This is a genomic window from Curtobacterium sp. MCPF17_031 (genome assembly GCF_003234035.1).
In the GTDB taxonomy this organism is placed as follows: domain Bacteria; phylum Actinomycetota; class Actinomycetes; order Actinomycetales; family Microbacteriaceae; genus Curtobacterium.
Genome location: NZ_QKSG01000003.1, coordinates 303,497 through 319,761 on the forward strand (window position 1 = coordinate 303,497; position 16,265 = coordinate 319,761).

At 72.1% G+C, this 16,265-nt stretch carries 14 protein-coding genes; 7 read left to right on the forward strand and 7 right to left on the reverse strand.

Annotated elements, in window-relative coordinates:
- Positions 1 to 20: 20 nt before the first annotated feature.
- On the forward strand, positions 21 to 4,280 hold the full coding sequence (locus DEJ31_RS06710; RefSeq protein ID WP_111121489.1) for an FtsK/SpoIIIE domain-containing protein: 4,260 nt from the start codon (positions 21 to 23) through the stop codon (positions 4,278 to 4,280).
- Positions 4,281 to 4,467: 187 nt separating this feature from the next.
- Here DEJ31_RS06710 and DEJ31_RS06715 read toward each other — a convergent pair whose 3' ends face one another.
- From DEJ31_RS06715 to DEJ31_RS17555, 3 genes are read right to left on the reverse strand one after another with little or no spacing between them, the layout of a single operon-like run.
- Positions 4,468 to 6,627 carry a serine/threonine-protein kinase gene (locus DEJ31_RS06715; RefSeq protein WP_111121490.1) on the reverse strand — a complete coding sequence of 720 codons (2,160 nt, stop codon included), beginning with the start codon at positions 6,625 to 6,627 and terminating at the stop codon, positions 4,468 to 4,470.
- A 46-nt stretch (positions 6,628 to 6,673) separates the two neighbouring features.
- A complete protein-coding gene (gene mshD / locus DEJ31_RS17550) occupies positions 6,674 to 7,495 on the reverse strand; it encodes a mycothiol synthase (protein WP_111121491.1) in 822 nt (273 codons plus the stop codon).
- Positions 7,495 to 8,175: a response regulator transcription factor gene (locus DEJ31_RS17555; protein ID WP_110903438.1), complete on the reverse strand. Its 681-nt coding sequence runs from the start codon at positions 8,173 to 8,175 to the stop codon at positions 7,495 to 7,497. Before DEJ31_RS17555 ends, mshD begins: the two co-directional genes overlap by 1 nt.
- Positions 8,176 to 8,273: 98 nt before the next feature.
- Between DEJ31_RS17555 and DEJ31_RS06730 the strand changes: the two genes are divergently transcribed.
- From DEJ31_RS06730 to DEJ31_RS06740, 3 genes are all read left to right on the forward strand, one after another.
- Positions 8,274 to 8,579: a hypothetical protein gene (locus DEJ31_RS06730; protein WP_110903437.1), complete on the forward strand. Its 306-nt coding sequence runs from the start codon at positions 8,274 to 8,276 to the stop codon at positions 8,577 to 8,579.
- A gap of 153 nt (positions 8,580 to 8,732) precedes the next feature.
- A complete protein-coding gene (locus DEJ31_RS06735; protein ID WP_110903436.1) occupies positions 8,733 to 9,335 on the forward strand; it encodes an FABP family protein in 603 nt (200 codons plus the stop codon).
- Complete coding sequence (locus DEJ31_RS06740) at positions 9,335 to 10,411, forward strand: folate-binding protein YgfZ (protein ID WP_111121492.1); 1,077 nt, start codon at positions 9,335 to 9,337, stop codon at positions 10,409 to 10,411. Before DEJ31_RS06735 ends, DEJ31_RS06740 begins: the two co-directional genes overlap by 1 nt.
- 169 nt (positions 10,412 to 10,580) lie before the next feature.
- Here the strand turns inward: DEJ31_RS06740 and DEJ31_RS06745 are convergent, their stop codons facing one another.
- Complete coding sequence (locus tag DEJ31_RS06745) at positions 10,581 to 11,369, reverse strand: class I SAM-dependent methyltransferase (protein ID WP_111121493.1); 789 nt, start codon at positions 11,367 to 11,369, stop codon at positions 10,581 to 10,583.
- Positions 11,370 to 11,413: 44 nt separating this feature from the next.
- Here DEJ31_RS06745 and DEJ31_RS06750 point away from each other — a divergent pair, with 44 nt between their 5' ends.
- On the forward strand, positions 11,414 to 12,160 hold the full coding sequence (locus DEJ31_RS06750) for a phosphoglyceromutase (protein ID WP_110903433.1): 747 nt from the start codon (positions 11,414 to 11,416) through the stop codon (positions 12,158 to 12,160).
- Positions 12,161 to 12,217: 57 nt separating this feature from the next.
- On the opposite strand, the gene DEJ31_RS06755 is transcribed toward DEJ31_RS06750, so the two are convergent.
- Together DEJ31_RS06755 and phoU are read right to left on the reverse strand one after the other, a co-directional pair.
- Entirely contained in the window at positions 12,218 to 12,760 is a 543-nt protein-coding gene (locus tag DEJ31_RS06755) for an AAA family ATPase (protein ID WP_110903432.1), read from the reverse strand.
- A gap of 120 nt (positions 12,761 to 12,880) precedes the next feature.
- Positions 12,881 to 13,552: a phosphate signaling complex protein PhoU gene (gene phoU / locus DEJ31_RS06760; protein ID WP_110903431.1), complete on the reverse strand. Its 672-nt coding sequence runs from the start codon at positions 13,550 to 13,552 to the stop codon at positions 12,881 to 12,883.
- A 146-nt stretch (positions 13,553 to 13,698) separates the two neighbouring features.
- Here phoU and DEJ31_RS06765 point away from each other — a divergent pair, with 146 nt between their 5' ends.
- Positions 13,699 to 14,865, forward strand: a complete 1,167-nt coding sequence (locus DEJ31_RS06765; protein ID WP_111121494.1) for a cell wall metabolism sensor histidine kinase WalK — start codon at positions 13,699 to 13,701, stop codon at positions 14,863 to 14,865.
- Positions 14,862 to 15,542 (forward strand): response regulator transcription factor, encoded by a 681-nt coding sequence (locus tag DEJ31_RS06770; protein WP_110903429.1) that lies wholly within the window; start codon positions 14,862 to 14,864, stop codon positions 15,540 to 15,542. Before DEJ31_RS06765 ends, DEJ31_RS06770 begins: the two co-directional genes overlap by 4 nt.
- 112 nt (positions 15,543 to 15,654) lie before the next feature.
- On the opposite strand, the gene DEJ31_RS06775 is transcribed toward DEJ31_RS06770, so the two are convergent.
- Positions 15,655 to 16,242: a hypothetical protein gene (locus DEJ31_RS06775; protein ID WP_146236707.1), complete on the reverse strand. Its 588-nt coding sequence runs from the start codon at positions 16,240 to 16,242 to the stop codon at positions 15,655 to 15,657.
- Between the last annotated feature and the right edge of the window lie 23 nt (positions 16,243 to 16,265).

The window sequence follows — 16,265 nt, forward strand, 5'->3', positions numbered from 1 at the left end:
ACGGACGAGGAGGAGCGCGCATGCGTCTGCTGATCGAGCTCGACGACCGACGTGAAGCGGTGGAGGTCGACGGCTGGGCGAACGCCGGCTGCCTGGGTGAGCTGGTCGAGTCGGCGACGGGCCTGGCGCTGGAACCCGGCACGACCCTCGCGGTCGACGGGCACCGGACGAGCGTCGACACGCCCCTCCGTGACCTGGTCCTGCTCGAGGGCTCACGCATCGCCCGCACCCCCGAGGAGCGCCCGCAGTTGGTCGACGGGTGGACGGTCACCCTGGCGGGTGGTCTCGTCACGGGTGCGGTGGTGTCGGTCCCGCGGTCCAGGAGGCTCGTGGTCGGCCGCGCCCCGCAGGCCGACCTGGTCCTGCCCACCGAGAGCGCCTCGTGGGAGCACTGCACGCTCGAGCTCGAGGAGGACGGCGTCCGGATCCGTGACGCCGGTTCGACGAACGGCACCGTGGTGGCGGGGGAGCGCATCGACGAGGACGGCGTCCTGGTCGAGGTCGGCACGAGCGTCATCGTCGGCGGCGCGGTCCTGCTCGTCCGCCCGGACCTGCACGAGACGCCGGTGCCTGCGCCCGGGTCCCTGCCGAACCTGACCCCGGCGGCGACGGCTCCCTTCAACCGTCCGCCGCGCCCTGGACGCAACACCGCGGTCGAGCCGGTGTCCCCGCCGACGAAGCGCGACGTGCCGCCCGCGTCGAAGTTCAGCTGGATCACGGTCGCGGCTCCGCTGGTGCTGGCCGGGGCGATGGTGCTCCTGCTCGGCGACGCTCGGTTCGCGCTCTTCGCCCTCCTCAGCCCGGTGACGGCGATCGGCATGTGGTTCGAGCAGAAGCACCGGCGGGCGCGGAACCTCAAGGAAGAGGACGAGCGCTTCGCCGAGGCGGTCCGCGGCTTCAGCGGCGAGATCACCGCGGCCGCCGCCATCGAGGCAGCGCGCCGGCAGGAACTCGTGCCGGACCCGGCGAGCGTCGTGCGGCGTGCGCTCCTGCCGGCCACGACGCTCTGGCAGCGTCGGGCCGACGACGTGGACTTCCTCAGCCTGCACGCCGGCACGGGCGACGCACCGTGGCGGCCGGAGCTGGACTCGCGCGCGACGCAGACGAAGCTCGAGGACGACGCCAAGGCCGCGATCGAGTCGAGCAAGCTCACCGCCGCGCCCGTCGTCGCCGACCTCAGTGACGCCGGCGTGGTCGGCATCGTCGGTGATCGCGAGGGCGCTCTCGCCTTGGCCCGCAGCCTCCTGGTCCAGGCGACCGTGCACTGCGGACCCGCCGACCTGACCGTCGGCGTCTTCTGCGACCGGGGCCGCGAGGACGACTGGTCCTGGGCCTCCTGGCTGCCGCACGCCCGCGTGGCGGGCAGCAGCACCGGCCAGCGGTGGATGTCGGCGCAGCGTGACCAGGGCGCCGCGGTGCTCCGCGGCCTGCGCGAGTCCATCGACGAGCTGCCGACCCCGGAGCTCCTCGTCCTCATCGACTCCGAGGTCCTCACCGAGGGTCGCGACGCCCCGGCCCGCAGCCTGCTCGGGCACGGCAGGAGTGCCCTCGGGCAGGTGCGCCGTCCGGGCGAGCGTCCGCGCCGGGTGAGCGGGATCGTCATCGCGACGAACGAGCAGCAGCTCCCCGCGGCCTGCACCACGATCATCACGGTCAGCGCGGACGCCGCGGCGACCGTCTACCGCCCCGAGGACCGGACCCGCGTCGAGGACGTCGTGCTCGCCGGGCTGTCGCCCGAGGCCGCCGAGCTCTGCGCCCGCCACGTCGCCCACTTCGACGACCCCGAGCTCCTGGTGCCGGGAGCGTCGCTGCCAGCGCTCGTCCGGCTCCCCGACCTGCTCACCGGCGCCGACACCACCGAAGCGCTCTCCGGCGCAGCCGCGATCCGGGCCGCCTGGGAGGCCCGCACCGGCTTCTCGACGCCCATCGGCTCGTCCGAGAGCGGCGTCCTCGAGATCGACCTGGTCCGCGACGGCCCACACGGCCTGGTGGGTGGCACGACGGGTTCCGGCAAGAGCGAGTTCCTGCGGTCCTTCGTGGCCGGCCTCGCCGCCCGCAACGACCCGACACGGCTCAACTTCCTGCTCGTCGACTTCAAGGGCGGCGCCGCGTTCGCCGCCTGCGAGCGTCTGCCGCACACCATCGGCACGATCAGCAACCTCGACGAGCAGCTCGCCGACCGGGCGATCCGTGCCCTCGAAGCCGAACTCGGTCGTCGCCAGCGGGTGTTCGCCGCCGCGGGTGCGGACATCGACAACCTCGACGCGTACCTGGCGACGAAGCCGGCGGAGCCGATGCCCCGACTGCTCTTCGTGGTGGACGAGTTCGCGATGCTGGCGAAGGACTTCCCGGACGTCCTGACCTCGCTCGTGGCGATCGCCGCGGTCGGTCGCACCCTCGGCGTCCACATGATCCTCGCGACCCAGCGACCGGCCGGTGTCGTCAGTGAGGACATCCTCGCGAACACCAACATGCGTGTCGCACTCCGTGTGCAGAGCCGTGAGGACTCGACGAACGTCATCGGCGTCCCCTCGGCAGCCGGCATCGGCCGCCAGCAGACCGGTCGCGCCTACGTGAAGCTCGGGCAGGACGACATCACACCGGTGCAGACCGCGCTGGTCACCGGCCGCGCTCGCGACCTCCGCGCCGAGCAGCCGGTCACCGTGCGCCCGACCGACGTCTTCGGCGTGCCGGCTCCGGTGGCCTTCGCCGCTCCGGCCGCCTCCGACCTGACCGACCTCGACGTCCTCATCGATGCCATCTCGGCTGCGAACGACGAGGCCGGGTACGCCCCGCCCCGTCCGATCTGGCCGGAGGCCCTGGGCGCGTCCGTCCCGCTCGACACGCTGGTCCCGACGGACACCGCAGGCGCAGCGAGCACGGTCCCGGTCGCCCTCGCCGACGACCCGGACAACCAGCGGCAGGTCCCCACCGGCTGGGACCGGACCGAGGGCAACCTCATGCTCATGGGCATCCCCGGCAGTGGGACGAGCACCGCGCTGGCGTCGATCGCACTGCAACTCGCACGGACCACGAGCCCTGAGGACCTCGACCTCCTGGTGCTCGACATGGGCGCCGGCGACCTGGCCCCGCTCGCCGACTTGCCGCACACCAGCGCGTACGTCGGCTCCGGAGCGGGTGCCGGTGAGCTGCAGGCCCGGATGCTCCGCTACCTGCGGACCGAACTCGACCGTCGCCGTGCGGCCCCCGGTGGTCGCCGCGCGGTCGTCCTGCTCGACGGCCTCGCCGCGCTCCGTGACGAGTACCAGGACTTCGAGGGTCAGCAACTCCTCGACGCCCTCTACCGCGTGTACGCCGAGGGGCCCGCGCTCGGCATCTCGTTCGCGGTCTCGACCACCCGGGCGAAGGCCGTCCCGTCCGCCATGGACGAGGTCACGACACAGAAGTGGCTCTTCCGCCTCGCCGACCCGTACGACTACGCGACGATCGGCGTCCGCCCGAAGGACGTCCCGCCGCCGGTCCCGGGTCGCTTCATCGACTCGATCAGCAAGCTGCAGTCCCACGTCGGCACCCCGGGCGGGACCCTGGCTGAGGCCGTCCGTGCCGTCGCCGAGCGTTGGCCCGGTACGGCGCCGAAGGCCAGCGCCGTCGGTCGCCTTCCCGGAGCGGTGTCGGTCGCAGACCTCGGTGTCCCCGCTCGCTTCGACACCGAACCGTGGCAGATGCCGATCGGGATCGCGGAGGACGACCTCGGAACCGCCGTCCTCGAGGTGTACGACGGCGAGCACGTCCTGGTCGCAGGCCCGGCACGTTCCGGCAAGTCGTCGGTCCTCCTCGCCCTGGCTGAGTCGGCGCGCAACACGGAGGGCGTCCGACCGTCGGTGTGGGCGATCTGCGACCGTCGCTCACCCCTGGCCACCGGCTCGTTCGACCGCATCGCCGTCGGGGCGGACGAGGTCCCGGCGCTCCTCGCGGGCATCCGCCTCGAGCGCGGCCCGGTCCTGCTGCTCATCGACGACGCCGAACGGTTCGACGACGGCGACCAGAGCATCGCGTCGCTGCTGTCGACCGAGCGTCCTGGCCTCTGCGTCGTGGCATCCGGCCGGTCCGCCGACCTCCGTTCGATGTACAGCCACTGGACGCGGGCGGTCCGGAAGTCCCGGTGCGGGGTGCTCCTGCAGCCGGACGTCGACTATGACGGCGAGCTCCTCGGCGTGACCCTGCCGCGCCGATCGCCGGTGGCACTGACCGTCGGCCGTGGGTACGCCGCCTCGGGAGGCGCGGTCCGCCTCGTGCAGACCGCCTCCGCCGCCAGCTGACCGCCGGTCCGCGGCACGCCTGCGCCTGCCCAGGGGCGTCGGTTCGGTACGCGAAAGCGACAGTTCTGCGCCGACAGTCCGCGCTCATCTGTCGCTTTCGCGGGGCAGACCACCGGCCGGGAGGCGCGTGGCGGCACGGCCACGCGCCTCCCGGCCGCGGACCGGGCCGCCGGACCCGCCGCCGACCTCAGTCGCGCGTGGTGATCCCGAACGGGTCGCTCTCGAGGTTCGTGAAGTTCCCCACGGTGGCCCGCACCGTGCAGGACGGTGCCACCGACAGCGCGGTCACGACGAGCCCGTCGGACGACACCGCCAACGCTCCCGAGCAGCCGTCGGCGAACCGGACGCCGGACTCTCCGCCGGCGATGTCGACGAGCATCTCGGACGGCCGACCGGTGCTCGGGCTGCGGTACAGCGGGTTGAGGTCGTCCGCACCGCTCGGCCACACCGGGACGAGCGTGACGGGCAGGGCGGTCTGGCTGACCGTGCGGTCCGGGGTGCGGACGTCGATGCCCTGCAACCGCTGAACCGGGTACGCGGTGCCGCTCACGGACTGGTCGGTCACGGCGGCGGTGGTCGCGGCGCCGACGCCGTCGAGCCACTCCTGCAGCGCCGAGCCACCCGACCCGGAACCGGCGGCCGCCGAGGAACCGGAGCCAGACGACCCAGACCCGGAGCCAGACGACCCGGACCCGGACGACCCGGACCAGGCCCCCGACTCGATCGCGTCCACGGGCACCGTCGCCTGCACGGTCACGGACCCACCGGCCTCGACGTCGACGCCCGACAGGCTCCACGCACAGGCGGTGTCGACGCCGGTCAGCGACGGTTGGTTCCGCTTCGCCGTGACGCCCTCACCGCTCCAGGTGACGGCGGGGCAGTCGGCGCCCTTCGCCGCGGCGGGCAGGACCTCGAGCAGGGGCCCGGTCAGCGGCGCGGTCTGCGCGGCGTAGGTGATCGAGAGCTCGACGGTGCCGGCGGAGGCGTCGACGACGGCCTTGCGCGTGGTGGTCAGCCCGGTCGGCAGCGGTCGGTCCTGCTGGTAGGCGCTCGCGGCCTGCGCACCGGTCGCGCTGTCTCCGGGCCGCTCGTCGCCAGCGCCGGGCAGCCAGACGACGGCCGCGATGACGAGCACGGCGACCAGCACGATCCCGACGACGCCGAGCAGCAGCATCCGGTTCGTCAGCCAGTCGGGTCGGGCGAAGCGGCGTCGGGTGCTCTCGACCTCGGCCGGTGCGGCGGGCAGGACCGGGCGGGCCAACGGTCGGATGACGGTCTGGGAGCCGGCGGGTCCGAGGTCGGGACCCGGTTCGACCACCCCGTCCTCGGCAGCCACGAGCGCAGAACCACCGGAACCGCCGGAGCCGGTCCCGGCGACGGCGGTCCCGGTGCTCGCAGCACCGACCCCACCACGCACGACCGTGGCGGGGCGCTCGACCTCGTCGAACGCGTCCGGGTCGTCGACCCGCTCCAGGGCCGGGGTGTCCCGCAGCGACCGCGCCAGGCGACGGAGGGTCGCGGCGGCTTCGACCGCGGACGGGCGGGCAGCGGGCTCCTTCGCCAGCAGGGACGACAGCGCGGCCCAGAGCGCGTCGGGCACGTCGAGCCGCGGCGGGGTGGAGGTCACGTGCCGGTACGCGACGGCGAAGTCCGTGCCCGGGCCGGCGAACGGCGTCCGTCCGGAGAGCAGTTCGTAGAGCATCACACCGGCGCCGTACACGTCCGCGGCCGGACCGGAGCGCCCCTGGCTGATCGACTCCGGCGCCATGTACTGCGGCGTGCCGAGGAGTCCGGTGGTCTTCCGGTCCCGTTCGGCCACGACCGAGGCGATCCCGAAGTCGGACACGCGCACGTCGCCCGTGCTGCCGGCCGTCCACTCGTGGTCGAGCAGGACGTTGTCGGGCTTGACGTCCCGGTGGCTGACGTCACGCTCGTGCGCGACGGCCAGGGCGTCGAGCGTCTCGGCGGTGATGGTCATGGCGTCGCTCGGCGGCAGCGTGCCGACGGCGAGCAGCAGGTCGCGGGCGGAGCCGCCACCGACCAGGTCCATGACGATGGCGAGTCGGTCGCCCTCGACGACGAGGTCGCGGACCCGGACGATCGAGGGGTGGTCGAGGGCCAGGAGCACCGAGCGCTCCCGGACGAACCGCTCGACGACGTCCGGCTCGGCAGCGAGTTCCGCCCGCAGCAGCTTCGCCGCGAACTGCTCACCGGTCGCGGTGTGCTCGGTCCGCCACACCTCGCCGGACGCGCCGGTGCCGAGCAGCTCGACCAGCCGGTAGGAGGCGCCGAGCGGCTCCCCCTTGCCGTACTGGGAGCGCTGCGCGTGCTGCCCGTACTCCGTCACAGATCCCCCGAACCCACGAACGTCGGTGCGTCACCGACGCTCCATGTTACCGGCCGGTCGTCGGCGCCGCGTACTGGACGTCGACGGTGTGGTCGACGAACCCCTGCCGGCGGTAGAGCGCCAGCGCGGGTACGTTGTCGCCCTCGACGTAGAGCGCGACGGCGTGCAGGTCACGGTCGACGAGTCGCGCGGCGCCGGCGCGCATCAGGACCCCGCCGAGACCCCGGCCCTGCAGGTCCGGCCGGACCGCGACGGCGTAGTACTCGCCGACGCCGTCCTCGACCTTGAGCCAGCAGGAGCCGGCCAGCTCGCCGTCGGCGTCACGCAACAGGACCAGGTCGTCGCCGGAGAACCACGCGTCGGACTCGCGGGCGCGCAGGTCGTCGAGCGTCATCCGCCCCTGCTCGGGGTGCGACGCGAAGGCCGCCGCGTTCAGCGCGAGCCAGTCGGTCTCGTCCCGCGGGGAGCCGGCCCGGAACGCGTCGAGTCGGTAGCCGTCCGGGAGGCCCGGGTCGGCGGCCCTCGTCGGCACCGGTGCGCGCAGCTGCAGCAGCGTCCGCTCCGCGGACCAGCCCACCCGGGCCGCGAGGGCACGAGCGGCGGGGTGGTCGCCGTGCGCCCAGGCCCGCGTCGGCGGGTCCGCCAGGGCGAGCACCTGCTCGACGAGACGGGCGCCGATGCCGCGACCCCGGGCCTCCCGGCGGACGAGGACCTCGACCTCACCGTCCCGGACGACCGCGACACCGGAGTCGTCACCGAGGACGTGGGCGCGGCCGGCGCGCAGGTCGACGAGGGTCTGGTCGGAGAAGGGGGGAGCCTCGCCGTCCGCGACCGCGGCGTCGGCGAGCTGTTCGACGATCGCGAGCACTACTGGCCCTGCGAGCGGTCGTCGTCGTCGTGCACGTTGAAGCGGTACCCGACGTTGCGGACCGTGCCGATGAGGGACTCGAGGTCCCCGAGCTTGGCGCGCAGTCGTCGGACGTGGACGTCGACCGTGCGGGTGCCGCCGAAGTAGTCGTAGCCCCAGACCTCGCTGAGCAGCTGCTCGCGCGTGAAGACCCGGGCCGGGTGGGTGGCGAAGAACCGGAGGAGCTCGAACTCCTTGAAGGTCAGGTCGAGCGGCCGGCCGCGGACCTTCGCGGAGTAGCTCGCCTCGTCGATGACGACGCCGGAGGCCTGGATCTTCGACCCGGTCTGGTTCTTCGAGGCGCGTCCGGCGTTGAGGCGGATGCGGGCGTCGACCTCGGCGGGGCCCGCCGACTCGAGCACGACGTCGTCGATGCTCCACTCGGTGGTCACCGCGGTGAGGCCGCCCTCGGTCACCACGAGCACGACGGGTGTCGTCGAGCCGCTCGTGGCGAGGATCTTGCAGAGGGCCTTCGCGCTGACCAGGTCGGTCCGGGCGTCCACGAACATCAGGTCGCTCTGCGGTGCGTTGACCAGCTGTGCGGCCTCGGCGGGCACGTGCCGGATCCGGTGGCTCAGCAGGCCGAGGCTCGGCAGGACGTCGCCGGGCGCGGCCGAGGTGAGTACCAGGAGCTGTGCCACAGGACCTCCAGAGGCAGATGACGTCGTTGCGCCATCCTAGTGAGCCCGCGGAACCGACCCGGACGGACGGTGCAGCACGCGGCTGTCATGATGGGGACGTGAGTGAGACGACGGACCCCGTGGGCCCCGACCCGGTGGTCGTGCCGAGCCAGCGACGGCTGCGGCTGACGTCGGTGGTGCCGGTGTGGTTGCTCGCGGTCGTCGGGGCGGTCCTCGTCCTGACCCTGACGCAGAAGGACTCGTTCGCCTGGCTGCTGCTCGTGTTCGTCGCGGCGGTGTTCGTCAGCTTCGTCCTGCAGCTCGCGACGCAGACGAAGGACGGCCTGGTGGAGCGGATCAGCATCGCGTCGTCGGGGTCGTTCGTGGTCGTGCTCGTGACGGCGTTGATCCTGCTCGTGCGCTGAGGTCCCTGGCTTCTCGGTCCGGGCCGCGTAGACTTCCGGCATGGATTCGCTGCTTGCGCTCGAGCTCTTCTACGTGGGCCTGCTGGGCTTGGCGTCGCTCGCGATCGCCTTCATCTCGGTGACCGTGGTCGTCAAGCTCTTCAAGGGCCAGCGGTGATCGAACTCCCCGAGGGCCTCTCCGCCGAACTGGTCCCGCTGTCGTGGCTGGTCGGCGTCTGGGAAGGCACCGGAGTCGTCGAGTACCCCGTGGGTGAGGACGACGACGTCCGGACGTACGAGTTCGGGCAGCGTGTGAGCTTCAGCCACGACGGTCTGCCGTACCTCAACTACTCGTCGACGACGTGGCTGCTCGACGACGACCACACGCCGCTCGCTGCTGAGATGGGCTACTGGCGGCTCGACCGTCCGTCCGAACCGGGCGACCGCGGTCCCGCGTTGCTGCTCGGCGACGGCCCGGTGCCGTTCTCGACCACGCAGAGTGTCGAGACCCTGCGGAACCAGACGAACGGCTTCGACGTCGAAGCGGCGATCATCCACCCGACGGGCGTCAACGAGCTCTACGTCGGTCGCGTCAAGCAGGGTCGCATCGACCTCGCCACCGACGCCGTGATGCGCTCCGCCAACGCCAAGGAGTACTCGGCTGCGACGCGCATGTACGGCCTTGTCGAGGGCAAGCTCTTCTGGGCGTGGGACATCGCCGCCCTCGGCCGTGAGCTCACCTCGCACGCCTCGGGGCAGCTCGCGAAGGTCGACTGATGGCCTCGCCGTTCACTGCGCGTGACGGTTTCGTCGCCTCCGCTGCCGGGCCCGCGGCCCACTTCGGCAACCCGCTCGGGGAGCAGCGTCTGCTCGCTCGCGGTCGCGCGGTCGTGGAACTCGGACTCGGTGTCGTCACGGTGTCGGGTCCGGACCGCCTGTCCTGGCTGAACTCGATCACGTCCCAGCTGCTGCTCGGCCTGGCACCGGGGGTGAGCACCGAGACGCTGGTGCTCGACGCCTCCGGTCGGGTGGAGCACGCCGCACGGGTCGTCGACGACGGCGAGACCGCCTGGCTCCTCACCGAGCCGGAGGACGCCGAGCCGCTCGCCGCCTGGCTGTCCTCGATGCGGTTCATGCTCCGGGTGGAGGTCACCGACCGTTCGGCCGAGTTCGCGACGCTCGGGTGGTTCGACGGCGCCGACCCGCTGCACGATGCGTCGCCGCTGGTCACCTGGGTCGACCCGTGGTCGTCCGTGACGCCCGGTGGGTGGGGCTACGCCGACCTGGAGGCCCACCCCGGCACCGACTGGACCCTCCGCATCGCCGTGGTCACCCCCGACACCGCTGCCCAGGTGGCCGCGTCGGACGTGCCCGCCGCGGGTCTCCTGGCGCTGGAGGCCCTGCGGATCGCCGCCTGGCGTCCGTCGCTGTCCGACGTGGACGAGCGGACGATCCCGCACGAACTCGACTGGCTCCGTTCCGCCGTGCACCTGTCGAAGGGCTGCTACCGCGGACAGGAGACCGTCGCGAAGGTGCACAACCTCGGACGTCCGCCGCGGCGTCTGGTGATGTTGCACCTCGATGGCTCCGACGGGGTCGTCCCCGCACCGGGGACGCCCGTGACGCTGGACGGCACCGAGGTCGGGCGGCTCATGGCCTCAGCCACGCACCACGAGCTCGGGCCGATCGGGCTGGCGGTCGTCAAGCGGTCCCTGGACCCGTCGGCCGTGCTGTCCTTGACCACCGATGACGTCGTCGTGACCGCGGCGCAGCAGGTCATCGTCCCGCCGGGCGCCGGTGCCACCGCCGACGTGCCGCGGCTCCCGCGGCTCGGGGCCGTCCGCCGCGGCTGACCGACCCGGCGCTGGCCGCGCTCCGTTCGCGCCCCGTGTGGCTGGTGATCGCTGCAAGACACCGGTGTTCGTCCGTCGCGCCGCGACCGTCCGCGGTGCGTTCGACGAACACCGGTGTCCAGCCGTGCCTCCCGGCCGGCCGCGATGCGGACCGCCGGAGCCGGGTGCGTCAGGCGGGAGCGACCGCCGACCAGGGGACGCTGAGCTCGCCCAGCCGCCAGCGGCTCGTGCCGTGCAGGACCGGCCAGCCGCGGTCGCGCATCCCGCGGACCGCTGCGATCCAGCGCTGCCGCGGGCCGTAGGTGCCGAGCGGAGCGGCGACCGCCCAGGCCAGGTCGAGGTCGCGGAGGAACGCGTGCACCCGCTCGCCGGGGACGTTGCGGTGGATGAGCGCCTTCGGTAGCCGTTCGGCGACGATGCTCGGGACGTCGAGTCCGGCCAACCGCAGCGCGACGGTGAAGGTGTGCGGGGCCTCCCGGTCGAGCGTGACCCACGAGGCGACCCGACCGACCTCGTTGCAGGTGCCCTCGACGAGTTGCCCGCCGGGTTGCAGCCGGTCCTGCATGATCCGCCAGGACTCGACGACGGCGGACTCGTCGTACTGCCGCAGGACGTTGAAGGCCCGGATGACCGCGGGTCGTCGGCCGCCCGGCGTCGGGGTCTCGAAGCCGCCGAGCCGGAAGGCGACGCCGTCCCGCGTCCCGGCGTTCGCGAGGGCGACCCGCGACGGCTCGATCTCGATCCCGGTGACCTCGACGTCGGGTCGGACCTGGGCCAACCGGTCGCGGAGCTCGAGCGTCGTGGTCGGACTCGCGCCGTAGCCGACGTCCGCGACGAGGGGGTCGTCGGTCCGCCGGAGGACCGGGAGGGCCGCGATCCACCGGTCCACCCTGCGGAGCCGGTTGTGCCCGGTCGTCCCGCGGGTGACGGTGCCGATCGGCGAGGAGTTCCCGGGCATGGGACCAGGGTACGGGTGGAGCACTGCTCGGTAGACTCGGCGGCATGACCTCCACGCTCGTCCTGCTCCGTCACGGCAACAGTGACTGGAACCAGAAGAACCTGTTCACCGGTTGGGTCGACGTCCGGCTCTCCGAGCTGGGTGAGAAGGAGGCGAAGCGGGCCGGCAGTCTCATCGCCGAGTCCGGCATCGTCCCCGACGTCCTGTACACCTCGCTGCTGACCCGGGCGATCCAGACGGCCGACATCGCCCTGCTCGAGGCCGACCTGGCCTGGCTGCCGGTCAAGCGCGACTGGCGCCTCAACGAGCGGCACTACGGCGACCTGCAGGGCAAGGACAAGGCCCAGACGCTCGAACAGTACGGCGAGCAGCAGTTCATGGAGTGGCGCCGCTCGTTCGACGTCCCGCCGCCCCCCATCGCGGACGACGCCGAGTGGTCGCAGCACGGTGACCGTCGCTACGCGGACCTCGGCGACGAGCTGCCCCGGACCGAGTCGCTGAAGCTCGTCATCGACCGGCTGCTCCCCTACTGGGAGTCGGACATCACGAAGGACCTCGGCGCGGGCAAGACCGTCCTGGTCACGGCGCACGGCAACTCGCTGCGGGCACTCGTGAAGCACCTCGACGGCATCTCCGACGACGACATCGCGGGTCTCAACATCCCGACGGGCATCCCGCTCGTGTACGAACTCGACGACGACTTCCGGCCGACCAAGCCGGCGTACTACCTCGACCCCGAGGCCGCCGCTGCCGGTGCGGCTGCGGTCGCTGCCCAGGGCGCCAAGAAGTAACAGCAGCGCCGCGCGACACGACGGTCCCGTCCCTTCGGCGGGGCGGGGCCGTCGTCGTCACGCGAAGTGCGACGCGATCTCCTGCACCAGGACGCCGACGTCGTACGGCCGAGCGGTGTCGATCCGCACGACGGGGCCGACACCGACCGGAGCGGCGGACGCCTCGTGCTCGTCCCAGAACGCCAGGATCTCCGCGAGGTCCCCGTGCACCTCGTGCCGCGTCGGCAGCGTGCCGGGCTCGTACCGGTCGCGGAGTCGTTCCTCGGCGGTCGCACGGTCGACGTCGCACCACACCTCGACGACGCGCGGCGACCCGGCGGCGGTGAGTCCGGCCTCCAGGAAGGCCCGGTCACGCGTCGGCAGCAGGACGGCGTCGACGACGACCCCGTTCTCGACCGCTCCGGCCATCGCCCAGACCGTGTCCATGGCGATGCCACCGAGCGTGCGCGAGGGGATCATGGGTCCGGCGATGTCGGCCAGCGGTTCCTTCACCCGGTCCTTCGACAGGAAGGGACAGCCGAGCACCTCGGCGAGGGCGGCGCCCACCGTGCTCTTGCCGGAACCGGGCATGCCGTTGACGATGATCGCGACCTGGGCCATGCCTCGATCCTCCCACCTCCGCGAAACGCAAGGTGGGCGGCTCCCCGCAACGGAGTACCGCTGCGAGCAACCGCCCACCTTGCGTGTTGCGGGACCGACCCTGAGGGCAGCCCGCCGGCCTCAGGCCGGGGACGTCGTGACGTTGGCCGCGCCGGCCCAGTCGCCGGTCGCCAGGTACTCGACCTTCTTCGCGATCGAGACCGCGTGGTCGGCGAACCGCTCGTGGTACCGGGAGGCCAGGGTCGCGTCGACCGTGTCGACCGGCCCGCCCTTCCACGCCTCGCCGAGCACGAAGTCGAAGACGCTGGCGTGCAGCTCGTCGACGGCGTCGTCCTCGTCGCGGATCTCGGCGGCCAGGGCGATGTCCTCGGTCGCGAGCAGCCGCGTGAGCTTCTGCGACATCGCGACGTCGTGCGCGCCCATCTGCTTGAAGGTGCCGCGCAGGCCCTTCGGGACGACCTTCTCGGGGAAGCGCTGACGCGCGAGCTGGGCGATGTGCTCGGCCATGTCGCCCATCCGCTCGAGCGACGAGCTGACACGCAGGGCGGTGACGACGACCCGGAGGTCGCGGGCGACGGGAGCCTGGCGGGCGAGGATGTCGATGGCGACCTCGTCCAGGGCGGACGCGGCGGCGTCGATCTTCGCGTCGTCGGCGATGACCTCCTCGGCGAGGGCCACGTCCGACTCGCTGAACGCCTCGGTGGCTCGGGTGATGGCGGACTCGACGAGCCCGGCGATCTCGGTCAGACGCTCTTGGACGTCCTGGAGCTCCTGCTGGAACACTTCGCGCATGGGGGAGGGCCTCTCTCTGCGTACCGGACGAGTGTCGTCAGCCCAGGTGAACGGTCGGTGACCTGCGGCTGAACGGTTCGCGATCCGGCCTGCTCCGGGGCGTGAACGGCGTCCGAACCGCGTGTGACCACTCCTACACTGGCGGCATGGACAACGCGTGGCTCGTGCCACTGTCGATGCTCCTCGGCGGTGTGTTCGGCGCGGGCGTCGTGGTGCTGATCATCACCGCCGAGCGCACGGCACGTGCAGCCGACGTGGCGGAACGGAGCCTGCCGGACGGAGTCGCCGCCGTGATCGCCACCATGCACAACCCGGCCGTGGTGGTGGACCCCTCGAACACCGTCGTCGCCGCGTCGCCGCAGGCGCTGGCGGTCGGTCTGGTGGTGCGGCGGAAGCTCGTGCACGACGAACTGGCGGCTCTGGTCGACCGGGTCCGGCGCAGCGGGGAGATGGGCGCCGAGGACCTCGAACTGCCCCGCGGCGGTCGGGGTGACGTGATGGGCTACCTCAGCTTCCGCGCGGCGCAGCTCGGCAACCGGTACGTGCTCGTCACGGCGGACGACCTGACCGAGAGCCGGCGCATCGACGAGGTCAGGCGTGACTTCGTCGCCAACATCTCGCACGAGCTCAAGACCCCGATCGGGGCCATCGGCCTGCTGTCCGAGACCCTCGTCATCGCAGCCGACGACCCGGCGCACGTCCGGAAGTTCGCCGCACAGCTCGTCACCGAGTCGGAACGGCTGGGTGCGCTGACGAAGGACATCATCGAGCTGTCCCGGCTGCAGTCCGTCGACGCGCTCGAGGCCAGCGAGGAGACCGGTATCGACAAGGTCGTACAGGCCGCGATCGACGGCAACGAGGTCGTCGCCCGCGCCCGGGGCATCGAGTTGATCCGTGCCAAGAAGTCGAAGCTCCGCGTGATGGGGGACCCGGGCCTGCTCCAGGTGGCGGTGTCGAACCTCATCGCGAACGCGGTGAAGTACTCCCCGGACAACACCCGCGTCGGCGTCGGCGTCCGCGGCGCCAAGGGCTTCGTGGAGATCGCGATCACCGACCAGGGCGTCGGCATCCCGGAGGCCGACCTCGACCGCGTGTTCGAACGGTTCTACCGTGTCGACCCGGCCCGCTCCCGTGCCACCGGCGGCACGGGGCTCGGTCTGGCGATCGTGAAGCACATCGTCAGCAACCACGGCGGTGACGTCCGCGTCTGGTCGCAGCCCGGCAAGGGTTCGACCTTCACGATCCGCATCCCCGAAGCCGACCCCGAACTGACCACAGCACTCGAAGAGCAAATGGAAGAGCAGCCATCGTGACCAAGATCCTCATCGTCGACGACGAGCCGGCACTGAGCGAGCCCCTGGAGTTCCTGCTGCAGCGGGAAGGGTACGAGACCGCCGTCGCGGCCGACGGCGTCACCGCCCTGTCGAAGTTCGACTCCGAGAACCCGGACCTCGTCCTGCTGGACCTGATGCTGCCGGGTCTGTCCGGCACCGAGGTCTGCCGGCAGATCCGCACCCGCTCGAACGTCCCGATCATCATGCTCACCGCGAAGGACTCCGAGGTGGACATCGTCGTCGGGCTGGAGCTCGGCGCCGACGACTACGTGACGAAGCCGTACTCGACGCGTGAGCTGCTCGCCCGCATCCGTGCGGTGCTCCGCCGCCGGACCGAGGACGACCCGGGGGACATGGGCATCCTGCAGGTCGGCGGGATCCGGATGGACGTCGAGCGGCACACGGTCTCGGTCGACGGGTCCGAGACGCCGATGCCGCTCAAGGAGTTCGAGCTCCTCGAGCTGCTGCTCCGCAACGCCGGTCGCGTGCTCACCCGTGGGCAGCTCATCGACCGGGTCTGGGGCTCGGACTACTTCGGCGACACGAAGACGCTGGACGTGCACATCAAGCGGATCCGCTCGAAGATCGAGCGTGTCCCGAGCACCCCGGAGGTCCTCGTCACCGTCCGCGGGCTCGGGTACCGCATCGAGGCGTAGCCGCCACCAGGACGGCAGACGGACGGGAGGCCCGGGGGCGGTTCATCGGAACCGGCCCCGGGCCTCCCGTCGGGCGCTGCTGCACCGCGCGGTCGTGCACGGCACGCTGCGGTCAGTTCGTGCCGTTGTCGCCTTCGGAGGAGTCCGTCTGCGAGCCGCTCTGCGTGCCCGGAGCCGAGGCGCCGCCGGTCGGCTCGCTACCGCTGTTCGACGGCGAGGTCGGCGTCGACGTCGGGGTGGGGCTCGGTGCGAGCGTCTGGTACTGCTCCTGCCCGCTCGTCAGGACCGGCACCGTGGCCGAGGCGCCCTCGGCACCGTCGTAGGAGAAGTACATCTTCACGAGCGAGCCGGGCTTCACGCTGACGTCGTCGAAGTCGACCGTGTCGTGCTCGCCGTCGTCCGCGAGGACGGTCGTCGAGTTGCCGGCGACCTCGACGGTCTGGTCGTCGCCGTCCACCTCGAGCGTGACGGTGCGGTCGCCGTTGCCGGTGTTGACCAGCGTCCCGACGAACCGGGCGTCCTTCCCGCTGTCGGAGATGAGCAGGGCGTTCCGCACGTCGATCGTGCCGGTGGACACATCGACACCGTCGGTGATCTGACGGATCTCCTGGGTGCGGGACGGCGACAAGAATTCGCAGCCGGTCGCACCGAACGCGATGGTCGCAGCGACGGCGACGGACACGAGTACCCGAGCTCGCAAGAGGTTCCTCCGGAAGTTCACGA